Genomic DNA, 26,914 nt, shown 5'->3' with positions numbered 1-26,914 from the left:
TCCCGCCGTCTCCACTTATTTGCCTTAAAGCCTTGATACGACTGACTTTGAAAATTCGTGATACGATTTGTGATACTGTAAATCATTTATAATCACTAATTTTGACCACATCAGCAGGCTTAAAGTCATCTTCCATTTTTGCTATAGCATCTTCTTCAGCATTTGGATATAGATGACTATAAATATCATGAGTGGTTGACGTATTTGCATGACCTAGACGTTTACTAACGATCTGAATGTCATTGCCTAGACTTATTAAATAAGATGCGTGAGAGTGCCTAAAATCGTGTATTCTGATGCGTTTTATTTTTGTCTGTTTAACATAATAATTATAGAAACGATCTATGGTGGTTTCAGGTACGTGATCATAAAACTCACCAAACACCACATAGTCTTTTTTATTTTTTGACTGTAGCTTCAGCTCACCTAACAAATTCATGGTGTGTTGGGGCATTTTTATTTTTCGTATAGATGATTCATTCTTAGGTGATGTAACTCTCCTATGATAAACGGTTTTATCGATATTAATAATGTTGTTGTTAAAGTCAATGTCATTCCAGGTTAAAGCTAATGCTTCTCCTTTTCTCAATCCTCCATAAAACAAGACCATAAAAAATGACTGGTACATTAAATCATCAACTACCTGGATAAATTGTTTAAACTCATCGATTGTCCAGAAATCCATCCTCTTCTTTTCTTTCACATCTATATTCCCAACATCTCTCGCAACATTAACTCTTAAATATTCGAGGCTAATGGCATAATTTAAAATAGCAGATAATACGGTGTGTACTTTTTTTGCACTAGCTGCAGATAAATTATCTAACAGATCGTCGTGAAAACGAACGATGTCCCTTTTTAAAATGTCTTTGATTTTTTTATGTTGGAATCGTGGTTTTAAATGTATGCGCACTACACTTTCTATCTTGGCGTAAGAAGACTCTTTCCTTCTCTTCTTATACCAATTTAAATACATATCAGCTATTTCTCCGAAAGTAATATTTTCTTCATCTTCCACATCAAAATTATATAGAAAATCTATTTCTGCATTTCTAGCCTCTTTGCTTGATTTAAAACCTCTTTTCATGTATCGCTTTCTTTCTCCATTAGGCAAGTCTACATACACGCTATAATAATAGGTGCCGCGTTTTTTATCCTTGTAAATTGCCATGCTTGTTCCTCCTTTATGAGAATGTATGTTCTATTCTTGAGTTAAAATTTTTTATCGAACCACTCAATAACACCAAGCGGTTCAAAACAAATAGTGTACCCATTAAAGTTGATTGCAATACCATATTTCTCTTTATATCTATCTAGAGCAAATTCAAGAAAAGTTTCAGTTACACCTAAGAATTCTGCAAGCTCAAACCGATTTCTAATATGTTCCTTATGAGCTTGTACAATTTTTGATAATGGAACAATACGTTCATAAGCCCAAGAGCGGGCACGTTGCTCCTGTTTGCGATTGCTTAATTTTGATTGATCAAGTATGTCTCCCACAGATGTGTGATAATGGCCAAGTTCTTCAGCAAGTACGCAATATTTTTCATTTAGTGTTGGGAGATCCTTATTAATCCATATGACATTATCACAATACAGACCTTTAATGTGACCTTTTAGGGGTCTCTCATCAACATCAATCCCTAAAGAATTAGCCTCCTTCAGAAGCCTTTCAAAATGCATAACTAATCCCCCTGCTGTGTTCTTTTTAGCTTGATAAACTCTTTGAATCGTTTAATTTCCTCCAATTCTTCTTCAGTCCACTCTTCACCTTCATGGTGAGCTGCTATAGTATCTGTGTCGTCTAAATACTTTTTCTCGGTACGGCCGAGGAGGTAGTCTGTGGACACATCGAAGTAATCGGCAATTGCTCGAAGTTTATCAGCACCAGGTGTCTGTGTTTTCAATCGATATAAAGTATTTTTGGAATAACCTAACGCTTCTTCTAAATCGTTAATTGAAATTTTCCTTTCGCTACATAATTTTTTAACTGTATCAAACGTTGTCATATCAACCATCCTTAAAAGCTAGTCAAAGTACATTAAACTTTTTGCATAAAAATCATTGACTATTTTATGCTTATAGTTTAATATGACTGACATAAGCTATTTAGTTAGCGAAAAAGACAATAAAAAATACGACCTATTTGAATGCATTTTTTTGACGCTGGGGAGCTGATAAAACGCATAATTACAGGCTTTTTTAAAGTCTTATTTAGCTATGGGTATATATTAAACTATACGCCTAAAAAGGTCAACAGTTTTAGCTAATTGAGTAGCTTATAAATTAAAACCCACACCTTCTGATCAGACTCTGATCGAGCGGAGCATGCCATGACGGACCGTTTAAATCCCGAGCAGCAGCAATAGCCAACGCCACGACATCAGACTTTGATCAGGGGGTGTGGGGGAGAGGGAGAAGGAGGTTTAATTTATGCCGAATGATATAGGAGCATTGGTTAGATCAGAATTATTCAAACGCAAAATGAAGCAGAAAGAATTAGCTGAAATGCTTGGAATTTCGAATGCATATCTATCGGACATCATCAACGGAAGAAAAGATGGTCCGAAAGCTCAAGAACATGTTAATCACATCAAGAAGATTTTATGTATCTAAGGTGGTGATAGTTGGTGAACAGTCAATTATACATTACTCGTCGTGAACACCGAATGAAACAGAGGGAAGTGGCTGAAAAATTACGAATGCATCCGCAGTCCTATCATTTAAAAGAAAGTGGTAAGCGTGAATTTACTATTAGTGAAGGAAAGAGATTAGCAAGAATTTTTAATACCTCGTTAGATCAATTATTTGGGGAGGATAAAGCCATATGAAATTAGATTTTAATCTGATTGCATTCCAAGATCGTTTCACTGAAGTTTTGAAAAGACCAGAGCCAATGCGCTCCAAGGACCTAACAACTCTAATGAATGATATGGGACAAGTTTACGAAATTCCGACGCTACGTAATGAAGAATTTGAACGAAAGAATATTGACGTTATGCCTCTGTATAGAGCAGTAGATAAGGCACGAAATTTTGAGGAGGTTGAATCATGATAGACCTTTCAATGTTCCGCAAAGCTGATCAAGATCTGGTCATTAGTTTATTGAATATGCACGATTACCACAAGTCTACTGCAGAAGAGTATGCAATTGAAGGTGAGTTTAGTAAAGCGGCTGCTGACTACCGAAATGTAGCTCATACTTTTGAACAGCTGCAAGAGTTGAAGAAAGCAAAACAAATGCAAGATCAGGCTTATTTGGTTCTAAAGCAAATTGAAGGAGAGCAAGAACGACGAGAATTGCTGCAGAGGTTATCAAAATGAGTGACCGTTTTTATCATATTTGGCACGTGAGCCTGTTTATTGCTTCGCTGATTTTACTTATGTGGGCGATGTGTACAGCTTGAAAGGTGGTGATGGAAATTAAGGACTACGGCAAGAAAGATTTCACTTTTGCTGGTGTGGGAGCAATTCTGATCGTCACTATCATTCTATTAATTATTTGAAAGAAAGAAAAAACTCGTAAAGGGCTGCAACCCTATACGAGCATAAAGAATAACTAACCATAATCACATTATAACACGGAAATGAGGTATGTAGGGTGAGCAAAAAGCAAATTGATCTATCTCTGTCTGATTTGGCTAATGGTGCCATTCAGGAAAAGCTAGATTACGAGTTGAATAAGATTTTCGCTAACATTCACGATCTGAACACTAAAGCAACAGACAAACGGACAGTCACCATTAAACTCGAATTTAAACCTGATGAAAACAGGCAAACTGTTACTTTGACAAGTGACTTTACCTCTAAGTTGGCCAATGCCGAGGGAGTGTCTACTACAGTATTAACCGGAAAAGATCTAAGTAGTGGTAGGGTCGAAGCCAGAGAACTTAAATCTAAGGCACCTGGGCAAATATATTTTGATGACGACGCAGAAATAAGATCTGATGTCGGAGATCCTATTGACGTGATCGAGCGAGAACAACAGCGAAAAAATATTATAAATCTACAAAAGCGAGGTAACTAATTATGTTAAAAGAGGCTATTAAATTTCTATTTGAATCAGGCATTGAGCCACATGACCGCATAGTGGAGTTTTCCGATCAGGATAACAAAGACCGCATCTTTTTTGTTGATGACAGCGGAGTCGGAAAAGAAGTCAAACCAACAAATAACAGAGCAAATCAAGCGTTGGAATTAAACACGCTAACTGGTTTGGTCACGTACATTAAATCAAAGTTAGAGCGTAGTGAAAGCCCATTGTTCTTACACGTTAAGAATGAAAAAAAGGTTGTTTTAAAAGGATTACTCGAATTTGATGGCGGTCGTGAGGACTTGGCAGTTGCGAATGCAATCGTCCCTGAATTTGATTTTGATTACTTCCACGATGTGGAGTCAATGAACATTGCTTTCCAATCAAAATTCACTAAAACAGAGGATCGTAATCTGTTATTGAAAGTGATTGGGAGCCTAAAGGAAGATAACGTTCGACATACCGGTGATGACGGTGTTTCTCAGGCTGTAACCATTCAAACAGGTGTAGCTTCAGCTGATGATGTGCTGGTTCCTAACCCTGTAACATTGGCACCATACAGAACGTTCTTGGAAGTTGATCAGCCAGAGAGTGACTTTGTATTCCGTATGAAAGATGGTCCACGAGGTGCCATATTTGAAGCTGATGGCGGAGCATGGAGAAACATAGCAATCGCAAATGTAAGAGATTACTTGGCAAAAGAACTAGAAGCTGAAATCAGTGAAAAAAGAATTACCATTATTGCTTAATAGAAAAAGGTAGAAAGGAAGAATGACTAACCATGATAAAGATAAACAAGTTTGAAATTGAAAATGTAAAGCGCGTTAAAGCCGTGAAGGTAGAGCCAACAGCAAATGGACTGACTTTGTTAGGTGGAAAAAATGGACAAGGGAAAACGTCTGTATTGGATTCCATTGCATGGGTTCTAGGGGGGAATAAGTACAAGCCTAGCCAAGCAACAAGAGAAGGTAGTGTAGTACCTCCAGCTCTAAAAGTGACAATGTCAAACGGATTGGTAGTTGAAAGAAAAGGTAAGAACAGTGATTTGAAGGTCACTGATCCGAATGGGCAAAAAGCTGGCCAACAACTTCTTAATAGTTTTGTTGAAGAGTTGGCCATTGATCTACCAAAATTTATGAATTCTACGAGCAGAGAAAAGGCAAATACATTACTGCAGATCATTGGAGTTGGTGAGCAACTTCATAAGCTGGAAGCGGAAGAGCAAGATCTATATAACCAACGCCGTTCCATTGGACAAATCGCCTCACAGAAAAAGAAATTTGCTGAAGAACAGACATATTATCCCGACGCGCCTAAGGAGCCTATCTCTGCATCTGATTTGATTCAACAGCAACAGGAAATACTTGCGCGTAATGGCGAAAATCAGCGGAAACGTCAGCAACTTGATCAAATTAAACAAGCGCATGCTAGTAAAGGTCAGGAAATAGAACGGATCAAGCAGCAACTTCAAGAAGCAGAAGCAGTCTATGAGGACCTTGGAAGGGATTTGGAGATAGCTCAAAAGGATGCGCTAGATTTAATTGATGAATCAACTGAACAGCTAGAAGCTAACATTCAACAGATAGACGAGATTAATAGAAAAGTTCGAGCAAATCTAGATAAGGATAAAGCAGAAGAGGATGCCAACCACTATAGAAGGCAATATGACGAATTATCTAAGAACATCGAGAATGTTCGTCAACAAAAATCAGATCTATTAGGAAATGCAAATCTACCATTATCTGGTCTTTCGGTAGAAGATGGTGACCTTATTTATGAAGGACAAAAGTGGGACAACATGTCTGGAGCGGATCAACTTAAAGTATCTGCAGCTATTGTTCGTAAATTAAAGCCAAATTGCGGCTTCATCTTGATGGACAAGTTAGAGCAAATGGACTTAGATACGCTCAATGAGTTCAGCGATTGGTTAGAACGAGAGCAACTTCAGGCCATCGCCACTAGGGTAAGCACTGGTGAAGAATGCTCAATCATTATTGAAGATGGATATATTGCCGGACAGCAGATCATTGAGGAGAAGAAAAACCAACAGCAAAAACAATGGAAAGCGGGGGAATTTTAATCCATGGAAGTAATAAGTGGAATAATAGAAAAGGCGAAGAAGGTCGTTCTGTATGGACCTGAGGGGATTGGAAAATCCTCTCTAGCGTCCCAATTTCCTAAACCTATATTTATCGATACTGAAGGGTCTACTACAGAATTATCAGTGGATCGTCTTCCCAGCCCAACGAGCTGGACAATGATTAATCAGCAGGTTGATTGGGTTAAGCAACAATCAGGAAGATTTGAAACACTTGTCATTGATTCAATCGATTGGGCAGAAATGGAATGCACTAGAAATGTATGTGCCCAACATAACAAAAAAGGCGTCGAAGACTTTGGTTATGGCCAAGGGTACGTTTATGTGAAAGAGGAATTTGGAAAGTTTCTAAACAAATTGAGTGATGTTATTGAAACGGGTATAAACGTTGTTCTAACGGCGCATAGCCAAATTGTAAAATTTGAACAGCCGGATGAAATGGGTGCTTATGATCGTTACCAGCTGAAGCTTGGTAAAAAGACCAGTTCACAGACAGCACCATTAGTCAAAGAGTGGGCAGATATGGTTTTGTTTATCAACTATAAGACATACAGCGTGGCTGCAGATGACCAAGGGCGGAAACACAAAGCACAAGGCGGAAAGCGAGTTATGTATACAACGCACCACCCAGCTTGGGATGCCAAAAACCGCCAAGGGCTTTCCGAAGAATTACCGTTAGATTATTCGAGCATTGCTCATGTTTTCCAACGTAGTAGTCACGGTTCAGTTCCACAAGTGGAGCCAAATCCACAACCACAACAATACGTACCAAGTCCGACTGAACAACAAGCAACATTACAACCAGAGCATGGAAGTCAAGGACAACAAGAAGACGATACTCAAGCACAACAACCGGAACTGCATACTGACCAAGCACCATCTCAAGTGAATGCAACAGCACCACCAACCCATCAAGGTACAATGCCTAGCCTTGATCCAGCAATTCCGAAAGCTTTGAAAGATTTAATGACACAGCACGGAGTTTCTGAAGAAGAGATTCAAGTTGTCGTGAGTCAAAAGGGATATTATCCACAAGATACACCTATTACAAACTATGATCCAAGCTTTATTGAGGGTGTGCTAGTAGGAGCATGGCAACAAGTATTTGGAATGGTTCAGGAGTTTAGAGAAAGCTTGCCATTTAATTAATTAGGAGGAATGAATGATGGAACAAGAAAGAGAATTGCAATGGGATGACGAGATAGAAAAGGATGGTGGCGATTATATATTGCTACCAGCTGGAGATTATAATTTCACGGTTACAAAGTTTGAACGTGGGCGCTTCCAAGGTAGCGCTAAAATGCCAGCTTGTAATCAAGCAAAATTGGAACTCACAGTACATTCTCAGGAGCACGGTGATGTCGTTATCTTTCACAACTTATTGCTTCACACGAAAACTGAAGGTTTATTATCAAACTTTTTCACCGGCATTGGCCAAAAGAAAAAAGGTGAAAAGCTAAGAATGAATTGGAATACAGTTATTGGCTCGAAAGGGAAACTTCAGCTTGAAATTAATAAATTTGTTGGTAGAGACGGGGAAGAGCGGACGAACAACCAAGTGAAAAAATTCTATCCGTATGAAGAAGCCTTTCCGCAAGGACAAAGTCAAGGGTATCAACAACAGGTGCAACAGCAACAAGCGCCATTCCCAACAAATACACAACAACAAGGCGGATTCATACCAGGGCAATTTTAGGAGGTAACAAATGGAACTCAGGGATTATCAACAGGATGCCAGAGAATCTATTCAGGCTGAATGGGATAGAGGTATAAAAAAGACGTTACTTGTATTACCAACTGGTACAGGGAAAACCATTGTATTTTCCAAAGTGATTGAGGATCGAGTTAAAAAGGGCGAGCGCGTTCTCGTCCTTGCCCATCGGGGCGAATTATTAGATCAAGCTGCAGATAAATTGGAAAAGGCAACTGGATTAAAATGTGCGACAGAAAAAGCAGAACAAACATCTTTAGGCAGCTGGTACCGAGTTGTTGTTGGTAGCGTTCAAACCATGATGCGAGAAAAAAGACTGGAACGATTCGATAAGGATTTTTTTGATGTAATTATCATTGACGAGGCGCATCATTGCATATCAGACAGTTATCAGCGCGTATTAAATTACTTTGATGCGAAGGTATTGGGTGTCACCGCGACGCCAGATCGAGGAGATATGCGTAATCTAGGATCTTATTTCGAAAGCCTAGCATTTGAATACACACTACCTAAAGCCATTAAAGAAGGATACTTGTCTCCCATTAAAGCTCTAACGATTCCACTTAAATTAGATTTATCGAACGTTAGTCAACAAGCTGGCGATTTTAAAACAAGTGATCTAGGGAGCGCATTGGATCCGTATCTTGAATCAATTGCAGATGAAATGGTGAAAAATGCAAGTAATAGGAAGGTTGTCGTTTTTCTTCCATTAGTAAAGACGAGTCAGCGATTCACTGAAATACTAAACTCGAAAGGTTTCCGTGCTGCAGAAGTAAACGGTGAATCTAAAGACAGGGACCAGGTTTTGAAAGACTTTGATAATGATAGATATAACGTTTTATGTAATTCTATGCTTCTTACTGAGGGGTGGGACTGCCCTAGCGTTGACTGTGTTGTTGTATTAAGGCCTACAAAGGTGCGTTCCTTATATAGTCAAATGGTTGGACGTGGTACCCGATTGTTTGAAGGTAAAACTGAATTATTACTGCTAGATTTCTTGTGGCATACTGATCGACATGATTTATGTCATCCTGCACACTTGATTGCTGAAAATGAAGAAGTGGGCAAGGCCATGACGAAACAAATCGAAGAAGCTGGTGTTCCTCTAGATTTAGAGTTGGTGGAACAACAAGCAGAGGAAGATGTGGTTGCTCAGCGTGAGGAAGCTCTTGCCAAGCAACTCGCAGAAATGAAAAAGCGTAAACGTAAGCTAGTTGACCCACTTCAGTTTGAAATGAGTATCCAGGCGGAAGACTTAGCAAATTATGTACCGTCGTTTGGGTGGGAAATGGGACCGCCTAGCGAAAAGCAAATCAAAGCGTTAGAAAAGCAAGGGATCTTTCCTGATCAAGTCGACAATGCTGGAAAAGCTTCTAAAATGCTTGAACGGTTAGATATGCGAAAAGAACAAGGGCTCACAACACCGAAACAAATACGATTTTTAGAGCAGCGTGGTTTTGAACATGTAGGGAAGTGGCCATTTGAAAATGCAAAGAAATTAATTGATAGAATTGCTGCTAATGGTTGGGTAACGCCAGTTGGTATTAATCCTAAAGAATATAAAGTGGAGGAGTAACCAAAAAATGAATATATTATCTGTTATTACCGTATCTGTAGCCACTTCTCTAATCACCTCTATCTTAATGATGAAGTTACAGATGAAGATGATAGAAAAGTGGATGGATAGATTTTTTGAGAAAGAAGAAGATTTTATCAGAAAGAATTCTCTACACAAATACTGATGAAATTCTCGCCAAAGTTGGTTAAAACAAAGGATCCTTTTTTTAATGTCATGTGTTTATTTTTTTCAAGAACTGATTTTACAGCATGGTGATCACGTATAAAGTTATATTCGTTATCATCATGGAGATAAGTTGTAAAAGAAGTTTTTATAATACCTAATCTTTCTAAGTTATTAATTGAAGGAGCATTATTAAAAAAATCTATATTTTCTTCAAATAAAGCGATCATTGGAAATATAGTTTTAGTGCCCTCTCCTTCTGAATGTATGACCATACTCATAATTGGATGCGGAGCGTTAACTGAAAGACTCATTTTTTTAAACTCTTTTAATATATGAGCGTCATGAGGACTTAATTGTCTTATGATATCGACATAAGAAGTGTGAACCAAATTACTTTGTGATGAATTCATCGAAGAGGCAATTAAATTTGAAAACATTTCTCTTAATGTTTCCTCTTCAATATAATACTTGGATGCTTCTAATGCAGGTCCTACAAGGGAAAGGGGAGGTTCCTGAAGCTTTTCTTCTGGTATTGAGGCGATCTTCTGTGCGATCGATTCCTTGTAATTTTTTACATTTTGTTCTCTTTTTTCTCGTTTTTTTTCTGCTACTTCATGTAATTTTTCAAAACCTACTAAAGCCATAATGTCGTCTAAAGCGCGTCCAGGTCCTTGAGCTTTTGTAATTGAAGAAGTAGCAAAGCCAGCGCCAAAAGTCATTAATCCGCTAGTAATGATTTCATACATGTCAATTCTCCTTACTTTTTATTCTAATCATATCAAAAGAAAGAAGGTGATTCTACTATCATGGAAAACAAAATAGATTTATTGGCTCTTTTAGAATACGTGGATCCTGCATACCTTGATTACCAAGAATGGCTTAATGTCGGAATGGCATTAAGATATGAAGGTTATACAGCAAGCGATTGGGAGGATTGGAGCAAACGGGATGGACAAAGGTACCATCCCGGGGAATGCTTCAAAAAGTGGACTACGTTTGAAGGAAGTGGAATTACTGGCGCCACAATTACACAGATGGCCAAAGAAAATGGTTGGGAGTCAAGATCAAAAAAAGAAGATCATGAATTAGGTTGGGATGATGAAATAAGCGGGGATGACGATTATGTTGTCATCGACAAGAATTGGATAGAAGGGAAAGAGGTCAGCGAACCTAGTGTATGGAATCCAGTCCGGGAACTCACCACATATTTAGAGACTCTATTCGAGGCATCAGAGAATGTTGGTTATGTGGTATCAACATGGCAGAACGATGAAGGGAAGTATTTACCAACGAAAGGAAACTGGGACAGGACAGCGGGTGAATTGATTCAGGCTTTAAATCAATCAGATGGAGATATAGGAGCTGTTCTCGGTGATTATAATCCTGAAGCCGGTGCATGGATCCGTTTCAACCCACTTGATGGCAATGGTGTTAAAAACGCAAACGTAACAGAATATAAATACGCATTAGTCGAGTCAGATTCTATGGATTTAGAAAAGCAAAACGCCATCCTCAGAGAACTAGAATTACCGATTGCAACACTAGTGTTTAGTGGTAAAAAAAGCTTACACGCAATCGTGAAAATAGATGCTGCCAATTATGATGAATATCGAAACCGTGTGGACTATTTATATGACGTATGTAAGAAAAATGGACTCGATATCGATAACCAAAACAGAAATCCATCTCGTCTTTCACGTATGCCAGGTATTGAACGCAATGGTAAAAAGCAATTTATTATCGATACCAACATTGGTAAGAAAACATGGGAAGAATGGCATGATTGGATTGAGGATATCAATGATGATTTACCAGATCCGGAAAGCTTAACAGATTTTTGGGACGACATGCCTAAACTCGCCCCACCATTAATAGAAGGTGTACTAAGACAGGGACACAAGATGCTGATGGCTGGGCCGTCAAAAGCAGGTAAGTCCTTTGCGCTGATTGAACTTTCCATAGCAATTGCAGAAGGCAGACAGTGGCTTGGCTGGAATTGTACAAAAGGAAAGGTTCTATACGTCAATTTAGAGCTAGACAGACCTAGTGCGTTACATCGTTTCAAAGACGTCTACAATGCATTAGGGTGGCAACCTAGCAATCTATCAAACATAGATATTTGGAATTTACGGGGCAAGTCCGTCCCGATGGATAAGCTAGCTCCTAAGTTGATTAGAAGAGCAGCTAAAAAGAATTATATAGCTGTCATCATTGATCCAATTTATAAGGTACTGACAGGTGACGAAAACAGCGCAGATCAGATGGCTCATTTCACCAATCAGTTTGACAAGGTATGTACGGAATTGGGTTCCAGTGTTATTTACTGTCACCATCATTCAAAAGGAACACAAGGTGGTAAGAAATCAATGGACCGGTCAAGTGGATCTGGTGTATTCGCTAGGGATCCTGATGCGTTAATTGACTTGATTGAACTGGAATTGACGGATGACTTATTAAAACAGCAGGAGAATGCTGCGGCTACTGAAATCTATTCCAATTTTATCAGAAATGCTAACTTTGATTACTTTGACGAGAACGTAGGCATAGACGATCAGCAAAGCGTATCACAAATGAATACACACGCTAAGAAGGTATTACCTGCTAAAACGTTAGAAGAAGCTGAATCAGCTATTAACAAAGCCGTGAAGCAGGTGCGAATCCGCTCTGCTTGGAGAGTTGAAGGTACATTAAGGGAATACCCGAAATTTGATCCAATCAATATGTGGTTTCAGTATCCGATTCATAGAGTGGATCATACAGGAATATTGAAAGATATTCAGCCTGAAAGTGAACAACCATCCTGGAAGAAGAACTTCCAGAAGAAAAAGAAAAAAGGTCCTTCGGAAATAAAAAAAGAACAAAATGAAGCTTTAGAAAGTGCTTTTGAAGCTTGTTCAATTGAAGAAAAAATCACCTTAGAATCTATGGCTGAATATCTAGGGGTTACGGATCGAACTGTTAGAAATCGAATAAAAAATCATGGTGGTTTTCAAATTATTAACGGAGAAGTGGAGAGAAAGTCTAAAAAAAGATAGTGAAATCATCGAAGTGAAACATTTCATTTTAACCTTTCAATATTTGAAAAAACACGATAGTTTTCATTTCAAAAGTACGTTTCATTTTGTGAAAATGTCGGTTGTTTTCACTTCATTTCAAAAAGTGAAATCTTCGGAGATTATCGAGAATTTCAGAGTGAAATGAAAAGCTATATATATAATATATAAATTTCCGTTTCACTCCTCCGTCGGTCATAGAGAAAAAAGTGGTGGGCTCAAGCGCAGCCCGCCACACCATTTTCTCTTTCTATGACAAAGCAAGTTTTTCAAAAAACGAAGAGGTGAATAGATCATGAAAGAATTCAAAACCATTGCACTAAAATACCGTAAAGGCAAAATGGTTAACGGAGTGTTTGTGAAAGAAGCTGATTTGAAATGACAACAGAATTCTTCATGCCAATGAAAAAAGTACCAACGACAACACACCAACAAAAACAAGTAACGGTTGTAAACGGTAAGCCGGTATTTTATGAACCAGAACAATTGAAGACTGCTCGTAGTAAGTTATTGGCTCACCTTGGGCAACACGTTCCTGAAAGGAAATATAGCAATCCGATTCGCTTATACGTGAAATGGTGCTTCCCGATTACTGGAAAGCATACGAACGGTAAATATAAGCACACAAAGCCGGATATTGATAACAGCCAGAAGCTTTTGTTCGATTGTATGACAGACCTAGGCTTTTGGAAGGATGATTCATTGATTGTAAGTTTGGTAGCTGAAAAGTTTTGGGCCGATCTTCCAGGAATTTATATACGAATCGAGGCGATCTGATGGATTATCAAATGTTCTATGCTGAAGTAGTATCATGGATATCTGATTGCAATTCTATGGCTGTTAAACATGGCATGGAAAGTGATGAGTTTTGGACATGGGCAATGAGATCAACGGGAGAACTGAGTGATAAGTACGGGAATAATGATCTGGTGAAGAAACAAATGATCATGTTGCTTGATTGGCTTAATGATATTTATGAGAAAGCGAGGTAATAGCATTGAGACAAGAAGAAAGACAATCTATTATTGCTCAGCTGGCATTAGCTGAAGGTGTTAAGGAGTCTGTTTTCAAAAATTATACGGATGAACAGCTGCAGGAGAGGTTGAAAGTGTTGTTTGGAAAGGAGGCTTAGACGTATGCATCTGACAGAAAAGCAAATAAAAATAATTACTGAGACTGCTTCCCGGGAAGCCATTAGAGCATACAAAGATGACGAGAATAAACGTAATAAAATAAAGCATGATATGCGTTTACGAAACATTAAGCTGTTGTTGAAACATTACAGGGCACTTGTGTTACATTGTGAAAAGTTAGAAGATGACTTATTAAAATTTGAAGATACATCGATTCAGGATTTGGATATTGTTGAGATTAACTTTGAGAGTATCGAGTCTATTAAAAAAAGCAAAACAAAATCACTAGCCATGGTGTATTTTGTTAGAGGAAAGATGGAAGCTTATAAGCGGTCTTGTAGCATTGATGAACTAGGGTATTTCCGTGTTTTAGAGATGAAATATTTAACATCTAAGAAATATACCATTCAGGAGATTGCAGACAAAGAAAGAATTGATCGAGCTACAGTGTATAGATATTTAGAAAAAGCAGTGGAACAGCTTCCAGTGATTTTCTTTGGTATAGAAGCCATTAAGTTTGAATAGTTGCGACAAAATTGAGACGCACTTGCGACATTTTGTGTGTTATTATGATAGTGTAAGATAAATGTAATTATTGAATAAAAAAGGCGCTCTATTTGAGGAGTGCCTTTTATTTATGAATTTATTGGAAAAATATAGGTATAAAGAAGGGAAAAACCTCTTGTTTGTCGAAAAAGTAATTATAAAGTCGAAGGCAAGGGGGAGAAGAACTTGGTTAAAAAAAGAATACAGTGTTCCTTTTTTAATATTACAGAACCGAACAATCAAAGTGGAAAGGTGGACGAATTATTAAAGCAACAAAAAAATATATTAAACAAAAAAATGGTTGAAAATGTAAAAGTCGCTGGAGTAATTTTGAGGATTACTTATTTAAATAAGATAGAAGATAGTACTAATCATTGGTGGACTGGTATTGTTGAGAAGTTAGATATAACTGAACAAGGAGAAATCGCTGATCTAGATGGAAACAGAACTATATATGCACAAGGTGAGAACGAGGGACCTATAGTAAATACTGGGTTTATATATTATCCATTAACTAAAACTATTGCTCTTCATAAAAAAGTTGGTGGAGTAAATGATAAAAATTTTGGCGTATTTATTCGAAAATTACTAAGGCAAACCAAAATAGTTGAAAAAGGTTCTTCCAAATATATTATGGATGTATTACCTGATTTAAATAAATTAGATCGTTTATATAATTCTAAACATATAAAAGAACTAAAATATAGTTTTCTACTTCCGAAAGATCTATCTGCCAATCAATCTGAAAAAAGATCTATTTGGGGCGATTTTAGACTTGCTAAAAAATTGGGTGGCGAACGAATGAATGTAACTATTACTGCATCGGAAATGAATGCTGATCAAACAAAAAGAAAAGTGAAGCAAATTCTTGAAATGGGTAATGATCATTTAAGCTCCCTTCGAGCGGTTACAGAACATGATGATATTGAGGAGCCACTTGACTTATTGACAAATAAATTTTCCGATTACAAAGATATCGATCTTAAAAAAGGGAAAAAGGAAACACCTACGCTTATTATGGATACAATAAATGAAATTTTTATCAAACAAAAAAAATTAATACAAACAATGTATATTAATGATGAGGATGAATAACAATATAAAGAGGCGGTGACATTTTGTGAGAAAATTATTATATAAAATTGCCCTCTTTTTTGTACCTTTTATAATTTTATATTTTTCGGATATAGATTATGAAAAAATAACCAATTTAGAAGATATTTTAACAGCCTCAATCGCAATAAGTTCGTCCTCTCTTGGTTTTTTTATTGCTGGAGTGTCTATACTTCAGACATCGTCTATTAGCCGGTTTTATAAAAAATTAGTCCAACTAGGGACTAATAAAAAAATAATAGCTTGGCTAATGACATCGATAGTGTATGTGTTTTTACTTGCATTTCTAAGTCTTTTTAACATGTTTCTGATATCAGATATGACTAATTTAGTGGTACTATTAATGGATATTTGGTTAGCGTTACTTATTGCGGCATTTCTTTCGACATTATTTGTTATTATTTTGATTGGTATAATATTTACAAGTTGAAGAATAAAGACCTGATTTATGGGTGTCTTGATATAGCGGAGTTATTTAGTACTGTGACTTCAGCAGGTGCTGCGTTATTATTTAATGTAGCTGTAGGTGCGTTATTTATAGCTGTTGATAAGATAGCTTTTACATTAAAGAAAATCCAAGTAGGGATTAAAGATTAAATAGAAATTAGTAGACACTTACTTAAATGTAGGTGTCTTTTTATTTGGTGGTGGATCCTTTTGGCCGAATACAAAACAGAAGCACAAAAGAAAAAGTTCTATCGATCTAAAGCATGGATCCAGTTGAGAGAAGATGCGTTGGAAAGAGATAACTATGAGTGTCAGTGGTGCAAGAAGGAAGGAGGGGTTACTGTTGATTCAGTTAAGCAGCCAGGCAAGCGTAAAGAGATCGTTCTCAACGTGGACCATAAGTATCCAATCGAAAACTATCCAAGACTTGCTTTGGTTTTGGACAACCTAGAGACATTGTGCGTATATCACCATAACGTAAAAGAGGGACGTATATTCAAACGCAAGAAACCAAAATGGGATGATGAAAGATGGTAGACCCCCCACCTAAATAATTTGGTGTTTTTCCAAGCCCAGGGGACCGGGCAGGGGGCTCGACTTTCCAACTATATGAATCAAAATTCGCGTAAGGGGGGTGGGTTATGTTGGTAGCAACTTTCAGAACAGACGTGGGCATAGATAAAATAAAGCAATTCTTGATGTCGAAGATAGACACAACCAACCCGGTTGAGGTTGAAAAAGTCGGCAGGTACTTAAAGCATATTGAGATGTATAGACGCATGGAGCGAACAGTCAAAAAAGAAGGTGTTTCCACGACTGTAATAAATGGCAGCCAGGAGTATATTAAATCCCATCCCTTACTTGGCGAAATGAACAAAGTAAATTCAGCGATCATTAATATTGAACGATCAATTGAGATCGTTGATGAAGAAGGCAAGCCAAAATACACAGCGAATGATCTGATATAAATGAAACTGAATAAGCACGTTAAGTACTATATGGATCAATACGAAACTGGCAAGATCAAAGTCAGTAAGTATGTGGTCCTTTTGTTTTCATATCTAAAAAAACATGTACTCAATCGCGATGATATTTACTTTGACGAAGTAACGCATGAACGGTATATCAAGTTTACCGAGAAGCATTATTTTAAATTGGCCCCGTTCCAGAAATTCAAAACAGCTTTTGTATTTTTATATTATAAAGACGGCGACCATCCTTTTTTTGATCAATTCTTTTTTTATGAAGCCAGGGGGGCTGGAAAGAACGGTTTAATATCAACGCTTGCTAACTTCTTTATCAGTGATCTGCATGGCATAGATAATTATAATGTTTCTGTAGTAGCCAACAGTGAAGAACAGGCAAAAACAAGTCCTGAAGAAATATACAATACCATTGATATGGCTGGCAAAGAAAGTGTGTTGCAATCTCTTTTTAAACACACAAAAACAGAAATCATCAGCAAGACCGGAAAAGGTAAAATAAAATACCATACATCCAACGCTAAAACAAAAGACAGCTTGCGTGATGGTTGCGTTATTTATGACGAGGTACATGAATATGCTGACTCGACTATTGTTGACGTATTCAGTTCTGGTCTTGGTAAAGTCCGGCACTCACGAGAGTTTTTCATCACAACAGATGGTTTTGTGCGCGGCGGTTATTTAGACGATTTGAAAGACCGCGCTATGAAAGTGTTAAATGGTGAAGCACCTGAAGATCATCTATTTGTTTTCATGGCCACATTGGATGATGAAAAAGAAATGGATGATTACTCAAACTGGCAAAAAGCAAATCCTATGTTTCATGAACCAATGAGCGATTATGCCAAAGAGTTATTCCGGGTAGTTAAACGACAATATATTACACTTGGAAGTTCCAAGCCTTCAGCACGAATTAAATTTATGACCAAACGTATGAACTTCCCTGGAACAGATTTAACTACATCGGTCGCAAGTTGGGAGGAAATTCTTAAAACCAATAGGCCATTTCCGGATTTGAAACACCGTGTTGCAGTTGGGGGGTTGGATTTCGCCAGCATAAGGGATTTTGCTGCAGTCGGATTGCTATTTAAGGTTGGGGATGATTATGTGTGGAAAACACATTCATTCGTGAGACGAGGATTTTTAAAAAATGTGAAACTTGAGCCGCCCATTGAAGATTGGGAAGAACAAGGGCTGCTCACCATTTTGGACGGTCCGGTTATTGATATTAAACACATCGTCAACTGGTTCGTGGAAATGCGCGAATCATATGGCGTAAATAGGATAGTGGCAGATACATTTAGGTTGGATCTCGTAAAGGCTGCTCTTGAAGCAGAAGGCTTTGAGTTGATCTATATACGTAATCCCAAAGCTATTCACTCATTACTAGCGCCGCGTGTTGAAACTCTATTTGCACAACATAATGTCATATTTGGAGACAACCCATTAATGCGGTGGTTCACCAATAATGTTTACGTCAAAATCAAAAAAGACGGGAATAAAGAATACTTGAAAAAAGATGAAGTCAGAAGAAAGACAGATGGTTTTCAGGCGTTCATACATGCTTTGTGGCAGGCTGATAACACACTAGAAGATGATGAGGAATTTGTGCTAGATGTTATAAACTTTTAGGAGGTGATTAAAACTTGGGTTTCCTAGACCTATTTAAGAGAAACAGCGAAATGGAAATTATGCATGACTTTGATTTGATTGAGAGTACATCAGAGCGGATTCAATTAAAGAAGCTGGCCATAGAGACTTGTGTAAATATGATTGCCAGGACCATCAGTCAATCTGAATTCCGTATCAAGAAAAAAGGTTTAGTTCAGTACGATGAATTTTATTATCGAATGAACGTTAAACCGAATCAGAATCAGTCATCTGCGCAGTTTTGGGAAACAGTCATTTTCAAGCTAATATATGACAATGAATGTTTAATCATTAAATCTGATTCTGATGATCTCTTAATTGCCGATGACTTTTCGAAAACAGAATACGGTCTTGTAGAGGATACATTTAAAGCGGTGACAATTAAAAATTATACCTACAATCGCACATTTAAAACTTCTGATGTTCTATATCTGCAGTACAACAATGAAAACCTGTCAAGATTGATTGACGGGCTTTTTAGTGATTACGGGGAATTATTTGGACGAATGATTGAGTTTCAAAAGCTTAAAAACCAGATACGCTCCACCGTGGACATGGAAAACGTAAATCCAAAGGATCCAGAAACGCAAAAGAAATTACAAACCTTTATTGACCGTATGTACAAGTCTATTAAAGAGAGAGCATTTTCGATTGTTCCGCAGCAAAAAGGTTTTGTTTACAAAGAGCATTCTAGTAATGTAACCGGGGCAAGTGTTGAGGAAATTAATAAATTAACAAATGGCTTTCTTGATCATATTGCAAAAGCGTTAGGTATACCGCCCGCATTAATACACGGTGATATGGCTGACGTTGAAAAACACACTCGAAACTACATGACATTTTGTATAGATCCAATACTAAATAAAGTAAAAACAGAGTGTGCGGGTAAGTTCATTGAAAAAAGTGATTATCTCAAAGGTGATCGTGTGGATATTCGCAGGGTAACATATAGCAATATGTTTGATGTGGCTACCGCAGTGGACAAGTTAAGGTCTTCTGGTGTGGCAAACGGTCACGAATTAAGGGAGGCGTTAGGATTGGAAAGATCGAATGATCCGTTGCACGATAAATACGTGATCACCAAGAATTATTCTGAATCAGTTGAAGGGGGTGAGAATGAGTGAATAAGCCAGATATGAAGAAATTATTGAATTTAAAGCGTGACATTCGTTTTGAAGCAAAAGGCGATAACGAATACAAATTAACGATATATGGTGGCATTGGTGGTTTTGTTTTTAGCAGAAATAGCGCTAATTCAATAAGAGAAGAACTAGCAGGAGTAGATGCAAAAAAAATCCATGTTCATATAAACTCTGGAGGAGGTTCTGCTTTTGACGGTGTAGCAATCTGTAATATGTTGAAACAGCATAAAGCAGAAATCATAGTCCACATAGATGGTTGGGCTGCTAGTGCTGCATCGGTAATAGCCATGGCTGGTGACAGGATTATCATGCCGAGCAATACTATGATGATGATTCATCAAGCAAGCACAATTGAGTATGGAAATGCAGATGTGTTTGAGAAGACTGCCCGCGATTTACGGAAAATTGATGCAGCTTTATCAGCTTCATATAAAGGTCGCTTTGTTGGTACAGATGAAGAACTTAAGCAATTGTTAAAAGATGAAACATGGTTAACAGCAGATGAAGCTGTTTCGTTAGGATTTGCAGATGAAGTGGCTGAAGAAATTGAAATTGATGATACACAAGAAGATGAAGAGCAAGAGGAAATAGAAAATGCTAAGGATGATATAGTTGCTAAATATGCAGCACAATTAAATAATCCAAAACCAAAAGAGCCTACTCCTGCTGAACCGAAGCAGAATATGAGTAAGCTCTTTTTGAATTTAAAATAAAGGGGAATGAACATGCCGATTACATTTAATAACTTTGAAGAGAAGAAGCTTGCCTTTGCGAAGGCGACACAAGAAGGTACAGAGGAGGAACAGTCAAAAGCTCTCAATGATATGCTTGAAGCACTTGCAAATGACGTGCAAGGGGATATCTTGAATCAGGTAAATACACAAATGGCGGACAATGCAGTTTTGCAGTCACGTGGTCAAAACGTGTTAACCAGTCATGAGTATAAATTCTTTAACGCTGTTGTAGAAGAAGGTGGTTTCAAGGAAACCGAAACTCTACCAAAGACAACTCAAGAGCGTATTTTTGAGGAAATAAAGAAGGAACATCCACTTTTAGAGCATCTTGGACTAGAAAATTTGGGTGCAGTTACAGAGTTTATTTTCTCTGATCCATCTGGAGCAGCTGTATGGGGACCATTGTTTGATGGAATTAAAGGTCAACTAAACGCAGCATTCCGTAAAGAAAGTATTTCTCATTTGAAATTAACAGCGTTTATCCCATTAGCGAATGACATGTTAAAATTAGGTCCTGCTTGGGTGGAGCGCTATGTTCGTACAATTATTAAAGAAGCGATGGCGGTCGGTCTCGAGCGTGGATTCGTTGCAGGTACTGGTAAGAATGAACCTATTGGTCTGTTAAAGGATCCAAACGGTAGTGTAGTTGATGGAGTATATCCTGATAAAAAATCAGTTGGCCCATTAACATTTGAACCAGGTCGCACAACAATTAATGAGTTAAAAGATGTTATGAAGCTTCTTGCTAAGAAATTAAAAGGCGATGGGAAAACAGATGCTGATGAACCAAAGAAAATTGAAGGAAAAGTAGTTATGGTTTCCAACCCATTTGACACGTTTGATATCAAAGCAAATGCTACTGTTCAAAATGCATCTGGTGCTTATGTAACTAATTTACCGTTTAATCCAATTACATCTGAATCCGTCTTTGTACCACAAGGGAAATTGCTTTTCTTTGTTAAAGGGGAATATATTGCTGCGCTTGGTGGAAGTGAACCTATTAAAAAGTTCGATCAAACAATGGCACTTGAAGATGCTACATTGTTCATTCAAAAGCAACACGCTACTGGTAAGCCAAAGGATAAATATGCATCGCAAGTTTATGATTTAAACCTAAGTCCTACTACAACAACCACAACAACTAGCGGTGCCGGAGCGTAAGGAGTCGATGTGATTGACTATCACACCAGCAATTTTAGATGAATTTAAAAGTAGGATGCGAATCACGCACAGCGGTGAGGATGACAACTTAAAAAGGTTGTTGTCCTTTTCTGTTTCAGCTTTAAAAGGGGATTGCGGACCTTTTGACATTAACGGAACCACAGATATTGACAATCGCGCCAAAGAGTTGGTCTTTGAGCGTACGCGGTATGTATACAATGATGCTCTCGAATTCTTTGAGAATAACTTCTTAAGCGATATTACAGGATTGGGATTAGACATTGAAATGGAGCGGATGGCTAATGAGACAATTTGAGTATAAACCACCGCGCGTCCATTCCGGAGAGTTAAGGACACCAATTAACTTTTATCAATACGCGCCAAACGAAGGTCCATTACCTGGTGAAGGTGAGCAAAAAATATTATTTAATGCGTGGGCTAAAGTGGATGAAGTATGGATGAAGGATCTAGAATTGGCCAAACAAAATGGTACTGCCTCCGATCTGACAATTACTATTCGGGATCCGCAACCTGATTATAGACCAACCAACAAACACTATATATCTATTGACGATCCGTATTATCGTGACAATCGTTACAACGTTAAGCACGTTCAACCAGATATGCAGAATAAAGATTTTATCAAAGTTGTTGCAGGGCTGGTTACATGAGTGTAAAGATAACAGGTTTAAACAAACTATTATCGGAACTGGAAACCAAACTAGGAAAACAGGCAATGCAGCGGATAAGTGATATAGCTTTAATAGATGCAGCGAATGAGTTTGTTAAAGTGTTAAAAATTGGTTTTGAAGCTGCAGGAGATAAAGGTTATGCAGAAGGACATACCGTTGACGAGATAACGGTTACTGGACCATTTTGGGATACTAGAGGCGTTAGAACTATGAAAGTTCATTGGGTTGGTCCACATGAGCGCTATCGAATTATTCACTTGAATGAGTGGGGAGGAATTAATAACCCTAATCCACCAAGAAAAGGCGTAATTGCTCGTGCTATGAAAAATAGTGAAAAGGCGTATCGTGATGCAGTTAGAAAAGCATTAAAAGGTGGTCTGTAATGGATGTTTTAGATGACATTTATAATGCTTTAGTTGCTGATGATTTCATACGCGAACAGGCAATGGGTAGAATTAAATTCTTTGAATATCCGGCAACTGGTGATGTTACTGGGCCATACATCGTAATTGATGAAATTAGTCCACCTATAGCAATTGAATATGGCAGTAACAAAGAAATTGCTTACGAGCAAATAACTCAAATTGATGTGTGGTCAACAGACCGCAAACTTACGCGCAATCTAGCGAATGCGATCAGAGACACATTACGCAATAAAAATGTCACACAGTCGGCGATTGGTCCATCTGATTATGATAAAGGAGTTTTTCGTGACGCAAGGCGTTACACACATATATTTTATAAGGAGTGATTATTTTGTCAGAACAAAAATATTATAAATCAGCAACAGGCGTTGATGAGTTTTATTACTCAGAACTCGACGAAACAGGAGCTGGCATCACGTTAAACGATCCAGAACTTGTTGATTTTGCACAAACAATTAATATCGAAATGCCTCAGGATTCAACACGTGCTTATGGCAGTAACAAAACGGCAGAAATCGCTGTTTCTTCTGGTGACGTATCAGTGACTGCAGCATTTCACCGTATTCCTGAACAAGACAAGCAACGACTGTTTGGTTTGGAAAAGACAGAAACAGGTTTGTACGCTTATGGTTCAAATGATTCCCCACCATATGTAGGAGTAGTGTTTGCTAAAACGTTTGAGGACGGTTCAAAAGAATATGTTGGTTTACCTAAAGGCATGTTTATGCGTCCGAATCAAGAAGCTAAGACAAAAGAAGGTGGTGGTGTAGAATTTTCAAACGAAGAAACCTCAGCGGAATTTATGGATCGTAAGGTTGCTGGATTTGATGAGGAAAAAACGGTTATATTCGGTCGTGACGCCAAAGGTTCAACAACTGCAAGGGATGCTATTTTTCAAGCTGTGTTCGGTCGTCCGTATCCATCTACCCCAACGACAACCACAACAACATCCGGCGCAGGCGCATAATAAATGAAATATATCCTATGCCAACCAGCCATTAAGCGGTTTGAATGGGAATTGGAAGTTTGCTTGACAAGATTAAAGAAACTCGGCATTCAGGATATCGTCTTGTTGTTTACACGACATGATGATTCTGTGCCGAGTTTTTTTATAGAAAAGTATGATGTTGATGTACATGTTTATGATGACAGGAGAACTGACAAGAGTTATATTCCATCGGTTAAACCTTACCTGTGGACACAATACTTGAAAGAAGATCCTGACAGAGAGAACGGGATCTATTGTTATATGGATAGCGATGTAATTCTGCGAGAAGTATTGAATGTTAAACCAACTGAATCAACTTGGTATGCTTCTGATTGTGAAGGGTATTTAGGAATAGATTATGTAGGTGAATTGTTAGAGCCGATGTGCAATGCTATTGACATTGATCCAGAACTAATCCGTAAAGCTAAACCAACAGGTGGCGCTCAATGGGTTATTAAAAACCCTTCTTTACAATACTGGCAGAAGGTGTATGAGGATTCGATAAAACTGTATCGTTTCTTAAAGGATAAGGATATTCAGAAATGGACTGCAGAAATGTGGGCCCAACTTTGGAATGTTTATCAATATGATATAAAAGTTGAAACTCCACACGAACTAGACTTTTGTTGGCCAACGGATCCTAGAAGTCGATACCAAGAAACGAAAATACTCCATAACGCTGGTGTGGTAGACGATAATCAGAATCTGTTTTTTAAAGGCAAATACGTCACACACGAGCCATTTTTTGACGTTATAAATGTTGATGAGGGTAAAACGTCATATGAATATTTGAAAGCAATTAGGGAGGTGTATTCTTTGAAATACGAGGTGTTACATTATTTTGAAGATCTGCAGGATGATAATAAACCATATAATCCTGGAGATACTTTCCCGCGCTCGGGAAAAAAAGTAACAAAGAAAAGAATTAATGAGTTGTTGTCAGATAAAAACAAGCAAGGAAAACCACTAATTAAAGAAATTGAAGAGCAGGAATAAGTCCTGCTATTTTTATTATTGGGAGGGATAAGAATGGCAAATTTAAAGCGTAATATGCTAGAGCTCGTAAAAAACATCGAAGAAGTAAATAATGGCGGTGAAGTGGAGTTAGAAAAGCATTGGACACCTGCTTTTATCCCGTTTCGAGTATGCAGAGATGCTGTACAGCTTTTTGACGATTTAGAAACGGATGGGGAGATGTCCGAATCAGATAAATTTGATAAACTCGCAGACTTTGTAGCAAATGAAATTTTTGCAGGGAAAATTACGAAAGACGATATTTTTGAACGTCTTCATGCTCCAGATGGAAAGCAAGTTCTATATGATCAAGTTATATTTGTTGCTCAAGGACAGCAATCAGATGATACAAAAAACTTTTTAGCGAAGAAAGGTTAGACGATGAGGACTTTTCTTTCGCAAAGCAAGCTGAATATATGGATAAACTCATCGCTGACCTCATGCGAAATGGCAAAGATATCAACGAAATACTAGATATGCCTATACATTTTATTGGACAGATTATGCGAGATAAAAACAAGCCAAAACAGGAAAAGTCTCTTATTGCTGCATTTGGCGGATAGAAGGGAGGCAAAAATGTGTCAGAACGTATTGAAGGCTTGTCCATAGGCCTTGACTTGGAAACGATGAAAGTAGATTCAGGTCTAAAAAACTTGAACTCAAAGCTAAAGCTCGTTAACAGTGAAATGAAGGCCAACATGTCTGCTTTCGATCGTAGTGATAAATCTATCGGTAAATATGAAACAAGGCTGACTGGTTTAAATAAGAAGTTAGAAGTACAAAAAGCAGTAACAGAAAAAGCCTTAAAAAGCTACGAGAAGATGGTAAAAGAACATGGCGAGGGCTCAGAAGAAGCAGAAAAAGCTGCACGAGAGTATAACAATCAATCCGCCGCGCTTAACAACCTAGAACGCTATATCAATGGCGTAAAAGATGATCTGGAAAAATTAAAGAAAGAGCAACGGATTGCTAATTCCAACTGGACAAAGATGGGTAACAAATTAGATGACGCTGGTAACAAAATGAAAGCTTTTGGTAGCAAAGTAACAGGTGTTGGAAACGCCATGTCCGCGACCGTTACACCAGCTGTAATTGGAATGGGAACAGCGATGGGTCTGGTTGCTTCTAGTTATGAAGACTCTGCGGTAAAAATGCAAAATTCTTTAGGTCTAACTGCAGAAGAAGCTAAGGAATTAACAGATATATCACGTAATATTTATAACAATGGTTTTGGTGAAAGTGCCGATCAAATTGACCAGGCTGTATTACAAGTTAAGCAGAACATTAGAGACTTGAACAATGAAGACTTAGAGCGCATCACAGAAAAAGCTTTCCTTCTAGCAGAAACATTTGAATCAGACGTAAATGAGGTCACAAGAGCAGGGAACAACATCATAAAGGGTTTTGGTATTGAAGCGGATGAAGCTTTTGATTTGATGGCTAAAGGAGCACAAAACGGGCTTAATTTTTCTAATGAGATGTTTGACAACCTTAGTGAATACTCTAGTCTGTTTGCGAATATGGGTTTTTCTGCAGAAGAATACTTTGAGCTATTACAAAAAGGCACTGAAGCTGGTGTTTATAATCTAGATTATATTAATGACGTAATGAAAGAATTCCAAATTCGTGTTAAAGATGGTTCAAAATCAACTAGTGATGCTATGGGAGAGTTGTCTAAAGACACGCGTAAGGTATGGAAGGAATTTTTGAAAGGCGATAAAACCGTTAAAGACGTATCGAATGTTGTTTTAAAAGAGCTAGAAGACATGGATGATCAAGTCGCAGCGAACCAGATAGGTGTTGAACTATTTGGTACAAAATTCGAAGATCTTGAGGCTGAAGCTATGTATTCAATGGGTGAAATCGGCGAAGGAATAGAAGATGTCGATGGCACCATGGACGATATGACCAAGAATACCGAGCGATCGATATCGAAGCAATGGAAATCTACGTGGCGTGAAGCAAAAGAGGCAGTTCTTCCACTTGGTGAAACGGTGCTAGATTTCACTAAAGAAATACTACCTGATGTAAAAGATGGTATAGAAGATGTAACTGAATGGTTTTCGAATTTAGATGAACAAGGAAAAAAGAACATTATAAGATTTGCTGGACTAACTGCCGCGGCAGGACCAACCCTAACTATATTAGGGAAACTTACTAGTGGTACTGGTGACCTCATAACGGGAATGGGGTCATTGTCAAAGAAGATTGGTTTATCTATCTGGTGGCACGGGGCTTGCTGGTAGG

General features: G+C 37.9%; 36 protein-coding genes. 32 read left to right on the top strand and 4 right to left on the bottom strand.

The window, feature by feature from the left end; all coding sequences use genetic code 11:
- Window positions 1-82: 82 nt before the first annotated feature.
- The 3 genes from HPC67_RS13690 to HPC67_RS13680 are packed head-to-tail and all read right to left on the bottom strand — an operon-like array spanning window position 83 to window position 2,009.
- Window positions 83-1,171: a site-specific integrase gene (locus HPC67_RS13690; protein ID WP_217588814.1), complete on the bottom strand. Its 1,089-nt coding sequence runs from the start codon at window positions 1,169-1,171 to the stop codon at window positions 83-85.
- Between the two features lie 41 nt (window positions 1,172-1,212).
- Entirely contained in the window at window positions 1,213-1,683 is a 471-nt protein-coding gene (locus HPC67_RS13685) for an ImmA/IrrE family metallo-endopeptidase (protein WP_217588811.1), read from the bottom strand.
- Between the two features lie 2 nt (window positions 1,684-1,685).
- The gene (locus HPC67_RS13680) at window positions 1,686-2,009 is read right to left on the bottom strand and encodes a helix-turn-helix domain-containing protein (RefSeq protein WP_217588799.1); all 324 of its coding nucleotides are present in this window, start codon (window positions 2,007-2,009) and stop codon (window positions 1,686-1,688) included.
- A gap of 424 nt (window positions 2,010-2,433) precedes the next feature.
- Between HPC67_RS13680 and HPC67_RS13675 the strand changes: the two genes are divergently transcribed.
- The 10 genes from HPC67_RS13675 to HPC67_RS13630 all read left to right on the top strand — a co-directional run bounded on the left by HPC67_RS13675 (window position 2,434) and on the right by HPC67_RS13630 (window position 9,418).
- The gene (locus HPC67_RS13675; RefSeq protein ID WP_217588797.1) at window positions 2,434-2,616 is read left to right on the top strand and encodes a helix-turn-helix domain-containing protein; all 183 of its coding nucleotides are present in this window, start codon (window positions 2,434-2,436) and stop codon (window positions 2,614-2,616) included.
- Window positions 2,617-2,630: 14 nt separating this feature from the next.
- Window positions 2,631-2,831 (top strand): helix-turn-helix transcriptional regulator, encoded by a 201-nt coding sequence (locus HPC67_RS15910; protein WP_217588789.1) that lies wholly within the window; start codon window positions 2,631-2,633, stop codon window positions 2,829-2,831.
- On the top strand, window positions 2,828-3,055 hold the full coding sequence (locus HPC67_RS13665) for a hypothetical protein (protein ID WP_217588787.1): 228 nt from the start codon (window positions 2,828-2,830) through the stop codon (window positions 3,053-3,055). Before HPC67_RS15910 ends, HPC67_RS13665 begins: the two co-directional genes overlap by 4 nt.
- Window positions 3,052-3,324 carry a hypothetical protein gene (locus tag HPC67_RS13660; RefSeq protein WP_217588785.1) on the top strand — a complete coding sequence of 91 codons (273 nt, stop codon included), beginning with the start codon at window positions 3,052-3,054 and terminating at the stop codon, window positions 3,322-3,324. The genes HPC67_RS13665 and HPC67_RS13660 overlap by 4 nt, the downstream gene beginning before the upstream one ends.
- A 277-nt stretch (window positions 3,325-3,601) precedes the next feature.
- Window positions 3,602-4,027 carry a replication terminator protein gene (locus HPC67_RS13655; RefSeq protein WP_217588783.1) on the top strand — a complete coding sequence of 142 codons (426 nt, stop codon included), beginning with the start codon at window positions 3,602-3,604 and terminating at the stop codon, window positions 4,025-4,027.
- Between the two features lie 2 nt (window positions 4,028-4,029).
- On the top strand, window positions 4,030-4,782 hold the full coding sequence (locus tag HPC67_RS13650) for a hypothetical protein (protein ID WP_217588781.1): 753 nt from the start codon (window positions 4,030-4,032) through the stop codon (window positions 4,780-4,782).
- Window positions 4,783-4,814: 32 nt separating this feature from the next.
- Window positions 4,815-6,113, top strand: coding sequence for an AAA family ATPase (locus HPC67_RS13645; protein WP_217588779.1), 1,299 nt, complete (start codon window positions 4,815-4,817; stop codon window positions 6,111-6,113).
- A 3-nt stretch (window positions 6,114-6,116) separates the two neighbouring features.
- Complete coding sequence (locus HPC67_RS13640; protein WP_217588777.1) at window positions 6,117-7,280, top strand: ATP-binding protein; 1,164 nt, start codon at window positions 6,117-6,119, stop codon at window positions 7,278-7,280.
- 16 nt (window positions 7,281-7,296) lie between these two features.
- Window positions 7,297-7,827 carry a hypothetical protein gene (locus HPC67_RS13635; RefSeq protein ID WP_217588775.1) on the top strand — a complete coding sequence of 177 codons (531 nt, stop codon included), beginning with the start codon at window positions 7,297-7,299 and terminating at the stop codon, window positions 7,825-7,827.
- A 10-nt stretch (window positions 7,828-7,837) separates the two neighbouring features.
- The gene (locus tag HPC67_RS13630) at window positions 7,838-9,418 is read left to right on the top strand and encodes a DEAD/DEAH box helicase (RefSeq protein WP_217588773.1); all 1,581 of its coding nucleotides are present in this window, start codon (window positions 7,838-7,840) and stop codon (window positions 9,416-9,418) included.
- A gap of 137 nt (window positions 9,419-9,555) precedes the next feature.
- On the opposite strand, the gene HPC67_RS13625 is transcribed toward HPC67_RS13630, so the two are convergent.
- Window positions 9,556-10,332 carry a DUF4393 domain-containing protein gene (locus HPC67_RS13625; protein ID WP_217588771.1) on the bottom strand — a complete coding sequence of 259 codons (777 nt, stop codon included), beginning with the start codon at window positions 10,330-10,332 and terminating at the stop codon, window positions 9,556-9,558.
- Between the two features lie 60 nt (window positions 10,333-10,392).
- Between HPC67_RS13625 and HPC67_RS13620 the strand changes: the two genes are divergently transcribed.
- The 22 genes from HPC67_RS13620 to HPC67_RS13520 all read left to right on the top strand — a co-directional run bounded on the left by HPC67_RS13620 (window position 10,393) and on the right by HPC67_RS13520 (window position 26,913).
- A complete protein-coding gene (locus HPC67_RS13620) occupies window positions 10,393-12,621 on the top strand; it encodes an AAA family ATPase (protein ID WP_217588764.1) in 2,229 nt (742 codons plus the stop codon).
- 396 nt (window positions 12,622-13,017) lie between these two features.
- Complete coding sequence (locus tag HPC67_RS13615; RefSeq protein ID WP_217588763.1) at window positions 13,018-13,416, top strand: RusA family crossover junction endodeoxyribonuclease; 399 nt, start codon at window positions 13,018-13,020, stop codon at window positions 13,414-13,416.
- Window positions 13,416-13,631: a hypothetical protein gene (locus tag HPC67_RS13610; protein ID WP_217588761.1), complete on the top strand. Its 216-nt coding sequence runs from the start codon at window positions 13,416-13,418 to the stop codon at window positions 13,629-13,631. The genes HPC67_RS13615 and HPC67_RS13610 overlap by 1 nt, the downstream gene beginning before the upstream one ends.
- Before the next feature lie 5 nt (window positions 13,632-13,636).
- Complete coding sequence (locus HPC67_RS15905) at window positions 13,637-13,771, top strand: hypothetical protein (protein WP_281417532.1); 135 nt, start codon at window positions 13,637-13,639, stop codon at window positions 13,769-13,771.
- A 4-nt stretch (window positions 13,772-13,775) separates the two neighbouring features.
- Window positions 13,776-14,297, top strand: coding sequence for a hypothetical protein (locus HPC67_RS13605; protein WP_217588759.1), 522 nt, complete (start codon window positions 13,776-13,778; stop codon window positions 14,295-14,297).
- A 207-nt stretch (window positions 14,298-14,504) separates the two neighbouring features.
- Window positions 14,505-15,413, top strand: a complete 909-nt coding sequence (locus tag HPC67_RS13600; protein ID WP_217588757.1) for a hypothetical protein — start codon at window positions 14,505-14,507, stop codon at window positions 15,411-15,413.
- Between the two features lie 25 nt (window positions 15,414-15,438).
- The gene (locus HPC67_RS13595; protein WP_217588755.1) at window positions 15,439-15,861 is read left to right on the top strand and encodes a hypothetical protein; all 423 of its coding nucleotides are present in this window, start codon (window positions 15,439-15,441) and stop codon (window positions 15,859-15,861) included.
- A gap of 227 nt (window positions 15,862-16,088) precedes the next feature.
- Window positions 16,089-16,415 (top strand): HNH endonuclease, encoded by a 327-nt coding sequence (locus HPC67_RS13590; RefSeq protein ID WP_217588753.1) that lies wholly within the window; start codon window positions 16,089-16,091, stop codon window positions 16,413-16,415.
- 104 nt (window positions 16,416-16,519) lie between these two features.
- The gene (locus HPC67_RS13585) at window positions 16,520-16,846 is read left to right on the top strand and encodes a P27 family phage terminase small subunit (protein ID WP_217588746.1); all 327 of its coding nucleotides are present in this window, start codon (window positions 16,520-16,522) and stop codon (window positions 16,844-16,846) included.
- A complete protein-coding gene (locus HPC67_RS13580) occupies window positions 16,847-18,493 on the top strand; it encodes a terminase TerL endonuclease subunit (protein WP_217588745.1) in 1,647 nt (548 codons plus the stop codon).
- 14 nt (window positions 18,494-18,507) lie between these two features.
- Window positions 18,508-19,635, top strand: coding sequence for a phage portal protein (locus HPC67_RS13575; RefSeq protein WP_246570110.1), 1,128 nt, complete (start codon window positions 18,508-18,510; stop codon window positions 19,633-19,635).
- A gap of 11 nt (window positions 19,636-19,646) precedes the next feature.
- Window positions 19,647-20,366: a head maturation protease, ClpP-related gene (locus HPC67_RS13570; protein ID WP_246570117.1), complete on the top strand. Its 720-nt coding sequence runs from the start codon at window positions 19,647-19,649 to the stop codon at window positions 20,364-20,366.
- 12 nt (window positions 20,367-20,378) lie between these two features.
- Entirely contained in the window at window positions 20,379-21,548 is a 1,170-nt protein-coding gene (locus HPC67_RS13565; protein WP_217588743.1) for a phage major capsid protein, read from the top strand.
- 55 nt (window positions 21,549-21,603) lie between these two features.
- Entirely contained in the window at window positions 21,604-21,864 is a 261-nt protein-coding gene (locus HPC67_RS13560; protein ID WP_217588827.1) for a phage gp6-like head-tail connector protein, read from the top strand.
- Window positions 21,851-22,219 carry a head-tail adaptor protein gene (locus HPC67_RS13555; protein WP_217588742.1) on the top strand — a complete coding sequence of 123 codons (369 nt, stop codon included), beginning with the start codon at window positions 21,851-21,853 and terminating at the stop codon, window positions 22,217-22,219. The genes HPC67_RS13560 and HPC67_RS13555 overlap by 14 nt, the downstream gene beginning before the upstream one ends.
- Window positions 22,216-22,623 carry a hypothetical protein gene (locus HPC67_RS13550; RefSeq protein WP_217588741.1) on the top strand — a complete coding sequence of 136 codons (408 nt, stop codon included), beginning with the start codon at window positions 22,216-22,218 and terminating at the stop codon, window positions 22,621-22,623. Before HPC67_RS13555 ends, HPC67_RS13550 begins: the two co-directional genes overlap by 4 nt.
- Window positions 22,623-22,991 carry a hypothetical protein gene (locus HPC67_RS13545; RefSeq protein ID WP_217588740.1) on the top strand — a complete coding sequence of 123 codons (369 nt, stop codon included), beginning with the start codon at window positions 22,623-22,625 and terminating at the stop codon, window positions 22,989-22,991. The genes HPC67_RS13550 and HPC67_RS13545 overlap by 1 nt, the downstream gene beginning before the upstream one ends.
- Before the next feature lie 5 nt (window positions 22,992-22,996).
- A complete protein-coding gene (locus tag HPC67_RS13540) occupies window positions 22,997-23,632 on the top strand; it encodes a major tail protein (protein ID WP_217588739.1) in 636 nt (211 codons plus the stop codon).
- A 3-nt stretch (window positions 23,633-23,635) separates the two neighbouring features.
- Window positions 23,636-24,649, top strand: a complete 1,014-nt coding sequence (locus HPC67_RS15800; RefSeq protein ID WP_246570109.1) for a hypothetical protein — start codon at window positions 23,636-23,638, stop codon at window positions 24,647-24,649.
- Between the two features lie 33 nt (window positions 24,650-24,682).
- A complete protein-coding gene (gene gpG / locus HPC67_RS13530) occupies window positions 24,683-25,045 on the top strand; it encodes a phage tail assembly chaperone G (RefSeq protein WP_217588738.1) in 363 nt (120 codons plus the stop codon).
- Window positions 25,046-25,083: 38 nt separating this feature from the next.
- Window positions 25,084-25,230: a phage tail assembly chaperone GT gene (gpGT, locus tag HPC67_RS13525; RefSeq protein WP_217588733.1), complete on the top strand. Its 147-nt coding sequence runs from the start codon at window positions 25,084-25,086 to the stop codon at window positions 25,228-25,230.
- 15 nt (window positions 25,231-25,245) lie between these two features.
- Window positions 25,246-26,913, top strand: coding sequence for a phage tail tape measure protein (locus tag HPC67_RS13520; protein WP_217588731.1), 1,668 nt, complete (start codon window positions 25,246-25,248; stop codon window positions 26,911-26,913).
- Window position 26,914 lies beyond the last annotated feature (1 nt).

The organism is Lentibacillus saliphilus (assembly GCF_019093865.1).
Classification (GTDB): domain Bacteria; phylum Bacillota; class Bacilli; order Bacillales; family Amphibacillaceae; genus Lentibacillus_B; species Lentibacillus_B saliphilus.
Note: the sequence above shows the minus strand (reverse complement) of the source record. Positions and strands in the feature narration are given on the sequence as shown.